A 6,124-nucleotide genomic window follows, 5' to 3' on the forward strand; every position below is an offset into this window, starting at 1 on the left:
ATCAGATACCCCAGAGAATCTGCACACCCCAGACGAAGTAAGCGAACATCGCTACGCCGCATACCGCCTGGAACAGGAAACGAATCGCAGTCGCCGACTTGCCGAACGCCATCGGCGTCAGGTAGTCGGTGGCAATGGTCCACATGCCGACCCAGGCGTGGGCGCCCAGGGCAACGAGGGCCAGCAGACTGAAGATGCGCATCGCGTTGTTGGTGAACAGAGCGTGCCACTGGGCGTAGTCGATGCCCGGGTGGGCGGCGAGGTAGCCGATCAGGAAGATGAAGTAAGCCGCGAGAACGACCGCCGAGACGCGCTGCGCCATCCAGTCGTAGAGGCCCGAACGCGACAGGTTCGTGACGTTAGTTACCATACCCAAACTCCTGCCAGAACGATCAGCACCACGGAGATGACGATCACGATTTTCGAGCCCAGCTTGCCGCCTTCCAGCGTCTCACCGATGCCCATGTCCATGATCAGGTGGCGCACACCTGCCACGAGGTGATACAGCAGGCCGGACAGCAGGCCCCAGGTCACCAGTTTGGCCAGCGGACTGGTCAGACACGCCTTCACCTCGGCAAAGCCTTCCTCGCTACCCAGCGACTTGCCCAGTGCGTAAAGCATGATGGCAAGGCCGAGGAACAGGATGACGCCGGAGATACGGTGAAGAATGGACGTGTACGCGGTGATCGGGAGTTTGATGGTCCTTAGGTCTAGGTTTACAGGTCGTTGGCTTTTCACGGCTTTTTTCACACTGAAGAGCCCCTAGCTAACAGGGCAAAGTTGTTGGTAAGTGTACTGGTCAGGTACCCACCACCCAGGAGAGCGACGACACCCAGCAGGGCGGGCTTGAAAGCCCCTGGGAGTCGGCTGCCGAGTATAGACAGTTAGGCTGCTTATGACAACGTGAGGGGCTCGCCCAAATAGCGCATTGCCTTTAGTGAACAAAAGGCGTAAACGGGCGAGAATTTCGTGAAAAACCAGGCTTCAAGGGGCGTTTCAACCAGCCTTTAGGCAAATTGACATTCGAATTTATCCCTCTATAGTGGTGCGGGCCCTGCGTGGGGGGTCTGTCTGATGATTTCAAGCATTAATAGGAGGCCACATGGCTGACAAAAAAGCGCAGTTGATCATCGAGGGCGCTGCCCCCGTCGAGCTGCCCATTTTAACCGGCACCGTTGGTCCCGATGTTATCGACGTCCGCGGGTTGGGGGCATCCGGCCACTTCACCTTCGACCCCGGCTTCATGGCGACCGCCTCGTGCGAGTCGAAGATCACCTATATTGACGGCGACAAGGGCATCCTGCTGCACCGCGGCTACCCGATCGAACAGCTCGCCGAACAGTCGGACTACCTCGAGACCTGCTACCTGCTGCTCAACGGCGAACTGCCGAATGCCGAGCAGAAGGCCCAGTTCGTCAGCACCGTGAAGAACCACACCATGGTTCACGAGCAGTTGAAGTCGTTCTTCAACGGCTTCCGCCGCGACGCCCACCCGATGGCGGTGATGTGCGGCGTGGTCGGCGCCCTGTCGGCGTTCTATCACGACTCGCTGGACATCAATAACCCGCAGCACCGCGAAATCTCCGCGGTGCGCCTGGTCGCCAAGATGCCGACCCTGGCCGCGATGGTCTACAAGTACTCCATGGGCCAGCCCATGATGTACCCGCGCAACGACCTGTCGTACGCGGAGAACTTCCTGCACATGATGTTCAACACCCCGTGCGAGATCAAACCGATCAGCCCGGTGCTGGCCAAGGCAATGGACCGGATCTTCATCCTCCACGCCGACCACGAGCAGAACGCCTCCACCTCCACCGTGCGCCTGGCGGGCTCCTCGGGCGCCAACCCGTTCGCCTGTATCGCCGCCGGCATCGCCGCACTGTGGGGCCCGGCCCACGGCGGCGCGAACGAAGCGGTACTGACCATGCTCGATGAAATCGGCGATGTCTCGAACATCGACAAGTTCATCGCCAAGGCCAAGGACAAGAACGACCCGTTCAAGCTCATGGGCTTCGGTCACCGCGTGTACAAGAACCGCGACCCGCGCGCCACCGTGATGAAGCAGACCTGCGACGAAGTCCTCAGCGAACTCGGCATCAAGAACGATCCGCAGCTGGAACTGGCCATGCGCCTGGAAGAGATCGCCCTGACCGATCCGTACTTCGTCGAGCGCTCGCTGTACCCGAACGTCGACTTCTACTCGGGCATCATCCTCAAGGCCATCGGCATTCCGACCAGCATGTTCACCGTGATCTTCGCCCTGGCACGCACCGTGGGCTGGATCTCGCACTGGAAGGAAATGCTCTCCAGCCCGTACAAGATCGGCCGTCCGCGCCAGCTGTACACCGGTTACGAGCAGCGTGACATCGTTGAGCTGAAGGACCGCAAGTAAGCCTCTTGGCTGAACGCAAAAAGGCTGCCCTCGGGCAGCCTTTTTTGTTCCGGCCTATATACCCTTCCCCTGTGTAGGAGCGGCCTTGTGCCGCGAAAGGGCTGCACAGCAGCCCCGGCGATCTTGAGCCTGACTCGAGATCCTGGGGCCTTGCGCAGCCCTTTCGCGGCACAAGGCCGCTCCTACAGGGAACAGGCCAGCCAGCCTTTAGTTCTTCTCCGCGCGCTCTTTCAACCCCTTGAGGGTATTGAACGGTGCATCGACCACGAACTTGTTGGCCAGCCACGACGGCACACTGCCGCCCGGCTCGGTGTGCACCTGATAGGTCACCTCGGTGCTGTCACCTTTAGGCACCAGCTTCCAGAAGCCTTCCACCTGGGCGACACGCACGAAGCCTTTTTCCTCCGGCAGATACTTCGGCTCTTCCTGGAGCTTTCGGGTCAGGCTGCCATCAGCCTCCTGGACCGTGGTCACATGCAGGATCGAATCCCGCGGCGTCACCGGCCAGGGCGTGTTGAACTGGGTGTAGGTCCAGCTCTGGTCGCCTTCGCTCTTGAGCAGCTTCTGCGACTTGCACTCGTGGATCCAGGCACAGGCCCCCACCACGTCTTCCTGCAGCGCCTTGACCTTGGCCAGCGGCGCCTTGATCACGGTCACGCCGCGATAGGCCTTGTACTTCGAGCCGGCCACCTCGCTGAGGGAAACCTTGATCCCCTCCTCGTCCTTGGCCACCTGCCAGTTCTCGGCCCAGGCCGTCGGTGCCAGCAGGACGCCCATGCCACACAGCAGTGCAATACCTTTGATCGATCTCATCATCTTGTTCCTTGTTGTCGAAGATCCAACCTGTCACGCCGCCGTCATCTGCTCCAGCCACCCGATGATACGGATGGCCTCGTCACGATCGTTGCCACAGATGTCCGCTTCCGCCTTGAAGCCACCACACACCTGCGGCCGCTCGGGCCTGCCGAACAGCGCACAGAGGTTTTCGACATTCAGGTGCAGGCAGCGTTCGCCGGCCGGCTTGCCCTGCGGCATGCCAGGGATCGGCGAACTGATGGACGGGGCGATGCAGCAGGCACCGCAGCCCTCGCGGCATTTCATGACAACAGGTCTCCCAGGAGCAAAACGGGACGAACGTCCCTGGATACTAACCGCTCAAACATATGTTTGAAATTGCCGGACGGATGAAATCACCCATGACCCGGCAGTCAGTTGCGGAATTCGAATTCGATGGCTGCGCCCTCCACGTCCCGCCGACTGTCGTTGCGCAGCTGCAACTGCATTTCGTTGCTGATCAGCCGGCCGTTGAGCTGGAACGGACTGCTGTCGGATTCGGGCTTGGTGGGGAACATCGAGGGCAACAGCGGCTTGCGCACCACCGGCCCGTCGCCGAGGTCCGGCTCGAGATGCTTGACCATGTCCCTGGGCAGGCTCAGGTCGATCTTCGGCTGGGGCAGCGGTTTGGCGACGGCCTTGCTGACAGCCCTGGCCTTCGGTTTGGGCTTGGGCTTCGCCTTGGTTACCGGCTTGGCCTGCGGTTTGGCAGGGGCCTTGCTGGACGCCTTGTTCGCCGGTTTGTGTACACCCTGCGCCTTGGCCGCCGGTTCGGCAGCCTGCACCGCACCGACCGACAGCCAGGGCAAGCCGAAACACAGGGCGATGACGAGAGGACGAAACAGATTCATGGGTACCAGGAACGCAAGCAGTAAAGCGCGTATGCTCCCTGTTCCCGGCTCGTCTGACAAGCCTACAACAGCATGCCGTTCGATTCCCGGCACAATTGCTGGGCCAGCAACCCCAGCGTCATCACTGCACGCTCAGCCTCCCGATTCCAGGGAATGCCGCAATTGAGCCGGATACAGTGGTTGAACTGCTCGGTATTGCTGAAGATCAGCCCGGGGGCAATGCTGATGCCCTGCTCCAACGCCCGCACATGCAGTTCCTGGGTATTGACCCGCCCCGGCAGACTGACCCAGAGAATGAAGCCACCGGTGGGCCGGGTCATCTGCGTGCCTTCCGGGAAGTGCTGCTGCACCGCCAGCTGGTAGGCGCTGAGGTTCTTGCGGTATTCCTGTCGGATGAAGCGCAAATGCCGATCGTAGCCACCATTCTCCAGGTAGGCGGCCACCGCCATCTGCGTGACGCTGCACGCCGAGTGGGTAGTGAAGGTCTGCAGTCGCTGGATCTCGTCCTGATAGCGCCCAGCGATCATCCAGCCGACCCGCACTCCCGGCGACAAGGTCTTGGAGAAGCTCGAGCAGTAGATCACCCGGTCCAGCCGATCGAACGCCTTGAGCGACTTGGTGCGCCCTTGCTCGAACATCAGCTCGCCGTAGATATCATCCTCGACAATCTGGATGTCGAAATCCGAGGCCAGGCGCAGCAACTGTTTCTGCCGCTCTTCGGGAATGGTGCCACCCAGCGGGTTGCTCAACCGCGCCGTCAGCACCAGGGCCTTGATCGACCACTGGTTGGCGGCCAGTTGCAGGGCCTCCAGGCTGATGCCGGTGGAGGGATCGCTGGGGATTTCGATGACCTTGAGCCCGAGCAGGTCCGCCAGTTGCAGCAGCCCATAGTAGGTAGGCGATTCGGCGGCGATCAGGTCGCCCGGCCGGGTCAGGACCCGCAGCGACATCTGCAGGGCATCGACGCAACCATGAGTCACCACCACTTCACGGGGATCGACCAGTACACCAGCATCGCGCATGCGGATGGCGATCTGCCGGCGCAGCGGCTCGAAGCCGGGGCTGAACATGTAGCTGAAGGCACGCGGGCTATGGAAGCGCGTCACCTTGGCCAACTGCTGGTGCAGGGCGCGCACGGGCAAGTAGTCGACATGGGGCACCGCCGCGCCGAAGGGAAAGACGCCATCGCGGCGCGCCTCGACCAGTACCTGCTGGATAATGCTCGCCCGGGTGACCAGCCCGGGGCGCTCGACCCGGGCGATATCCGGGGTCTGCGCCGTCAGCGCCGGAGTCTGGTGGACATAGTAGCCCGACTGCGGCCGGGCACGGATCAGGCCCTGGTCCTCGAGATTGGCATAAGCCTGCAGCACGGTGGCGTGGCTGACATTGAGCTGGGCGCTCATCTTGCGTACCGACGGCACCCGTTCGCCCGGCTGGTAGACACCCCGGCGGATGTCATCGGCCAGTTGCTGGGCGATACGCTGGTACAGCAGCAGGTTGGTCATGGCGTGTTCTCGAAGCGCGGACGGGATCGTTGTTCTTGTGCGACTCACTGCCGAGGCAGAATACCGTAACAGTTGCGAAGTGTACTGGGACAGATCGCAGGATAGTCAACAATACAGTTGCGTGACAGAGAAACGATTAATGTTTGAGTCGGCGCGCCGACGAACGCACAGAGTGGTGACCCTGCCCGCCGTTGCCGTTGCCGTTGCCGTTGCCGTTGCCGTTGCCGTTGCCGTTGCCGTTGCCGTTGCCGTTGCCGATCGAGAGTCTATCGCCACACCCAGCTAGCGACAGCTGCGCCAGCCCAGGCGCCGCCCGTACCTTCGCGACTTCAGGAGGCCGAACGCAGGCCTTGCGGAGGGAGGTGACGGGCATGGATGCCCGTCAAGCGCTGGGGCCCAGGATGGGCCCTGCAGCGCGGTCCTCCCGGGAGCAAGGCCGGAGTGAGGGGGCCCGGAGCGAAGCGGAGGGCCGGATGAATGGAGCGAGGATTTTTTGGTTCCTTTTTGATCCTTCAAAAAGGAACTCGCCGTAAGGGCGAAAA

General features: G+C 61.7%; 8 protein-coding genes. 1 reads left to right on the forward strand and 7 read right to left on the reverse strand.

Annotated features, from left to right (window positions below; all coding sequences use genetic code 11):
* Window position 1 precedes the first annotated feature (1 nt).
* Window positions 2-370, reverse strand: coding sequence for a succinate dehydrogenase, hydrophobic membrane anchor protein (gene sdhD, locus LU671_RS17580; RefSeq protein ID WP_023628896.1), 369 nt, complete (start codon window positions 368-370; stop codon window positions 2-4).
* Window positions 364-750: a succinate dehydrogenase, cytochrome b556 subunit gene (gene sdhC, locus LU671_RS17585; RefSeq protein WP_011534755.1), complete on the reverse strand. Its 387-nt coding sequence runs from the start codon at window positions 748-750 to the stop codon at window positions 364-366. The genes sdhD and sdhC overlap by 7 nt, the downstream gene beginning before the upstream one ends.
* 352 nt (window positions 751-1,102) lie before the next feature.
* Between sdhC and gltA the strand changes: the two genes are divergently transcribed.
* A complete protein-coding gene (gene gltA / locus LU671_RS17590) occupies window positions 1,103-2,392 on the forward strand; it encodes a citrate synthase (protein ID WP_203651814.1) in 1,290 nt (429 codons plus the stop codon).
* Between the two features lie 207 nt (window positions 2,393-2,599).
* On the opposite strand, the gene LU671_RS17595 is transcribed toward gltA, so the two are convergent.
* From LU671_RS17595 to LU671_RS17615, 5 genes are all read right to left on the reverse strand, one after another.
* Window positions 2,600-3,205: an START domain-containing protein gene (locus LU671_RS17595; RefSeq protein WP_232856385.1), complete on the reverse strand. Its 606-nt coding sequence runs from the start codon at window positions 3,203-3,205 to the stop codon at window positions 2,600-2,602.
* A gap of 33 nt (window positions 3,206-3,238) precedes the next feature.
* A complete protein-coding gene (locus tag LU671_RS17600) occupies window positions 3,239-3,493 on the reverse strand; it encodes a YkgJ family cysteine cluster protein (RefSeq protein WP_203651810.1) in 255 nt (84 codons plus the stop codon).
* A gap of 107 nt (window positions 3,494-3,600) precedes the next feature.
* Window positions 3,601-4,077 carry a hypothetical protein gene (locus tag LU671_RS17605; RefSeq protein WP_232856386.1) on the reverse strand — a complete coding sequence of 159 codons (477 nt, stop codon included), beginning with the start codon at window positions 4,075-4,077 and terminating at the stop codon, window positions 3,601-3,603.
* Window positions 4,078-4,139: 62 nt separating this feature from the next.
* Entirely contained in the window at window positions 4,140-5,582 is a 1,443-nt protein-coding gene (locus LU671_RS17610) for an aminotransferase-like domain-containing protein (RefSeq protein ID WP_203651806.1), read from the reverse strand.
* A 136-nt stretch (window positions 5,583-5,718) separates the two neighbouring features.
* Window positions 5,719-5,955 (reverse strand): hypothetical protein, encoded by a 237-nt coding sequence (locus tag LU671_RS17615; RefSeq protein ID WP_232856387.1) that lies wholly within the window; start codon window positions 5,953-5,955, stop codon window positions 5,719-5,721.
* Window positions 5,956-6,124 lie beyond the last annotated feature (169 nt).

The sequence above is a fragment of the Pseudomonas sp. NMI760_13 genome (assembly GCF_021283245.1).
In the GTDB taxonomy this organism is placed as follows: domain Bacteria; phylum Pseudomonadota; class Gammaproteobacteria; order Pseudomonadales; family Pseudomonadaceae; genus Aquipseudomonas; species Aquipseudomonas peradeniyensis.

Coding starts and splice junctions, on each gene's coding strand:
- LU671_RS17605 (WP_232856386.1), bottom strand. CDS start 4,077: ATGAATCTGTTTCGTCCTCTCGTCATCGCCCTGTGTTTCGGCTTGCCC.
- LU671_RS17610 (WP_203651806.1), bottom strand. CDS start 5,582: ATGACCAACCTGCTGCTGTACCAGCGTATCGCCCAGCAACTGGCCGAT.
- gltA (WP_203651814.1), top strand. CDS start 1,103: ATGGCTGACAAAAAAGCGCAGTTGATCATCGAGGGCGCTGCCCCCGTC.
- LU671_RS17615 (WP_232856387.1), bottom strand. CDS start 5,955: ATGCCCGTCACCTCCCTCCGCAAGGCCTGCGTTCGGCCTCCTGAAGTC.
- LU671_RS17600 (WP_203651810.1), bottom strand. CDS start 3,493: ATGAAATGCCGCGAGGGCTGCGGTGCCTGCTGCATCGCCCCGTCCATC.
- LU671_RS17595 (WP_232856385.1), bottom strand. CDS start 3,205: ATGAGATCGATCAAAGGTATTGCACTGCTGTGTGGCATGGGCGTCCTG.
- sdhD (WP_023628896.1), bottom strand. CDS start 370: ATGGTAACTAACGTCACGAACCTGTCGCGTTCGGGCCTCTACGACTGG.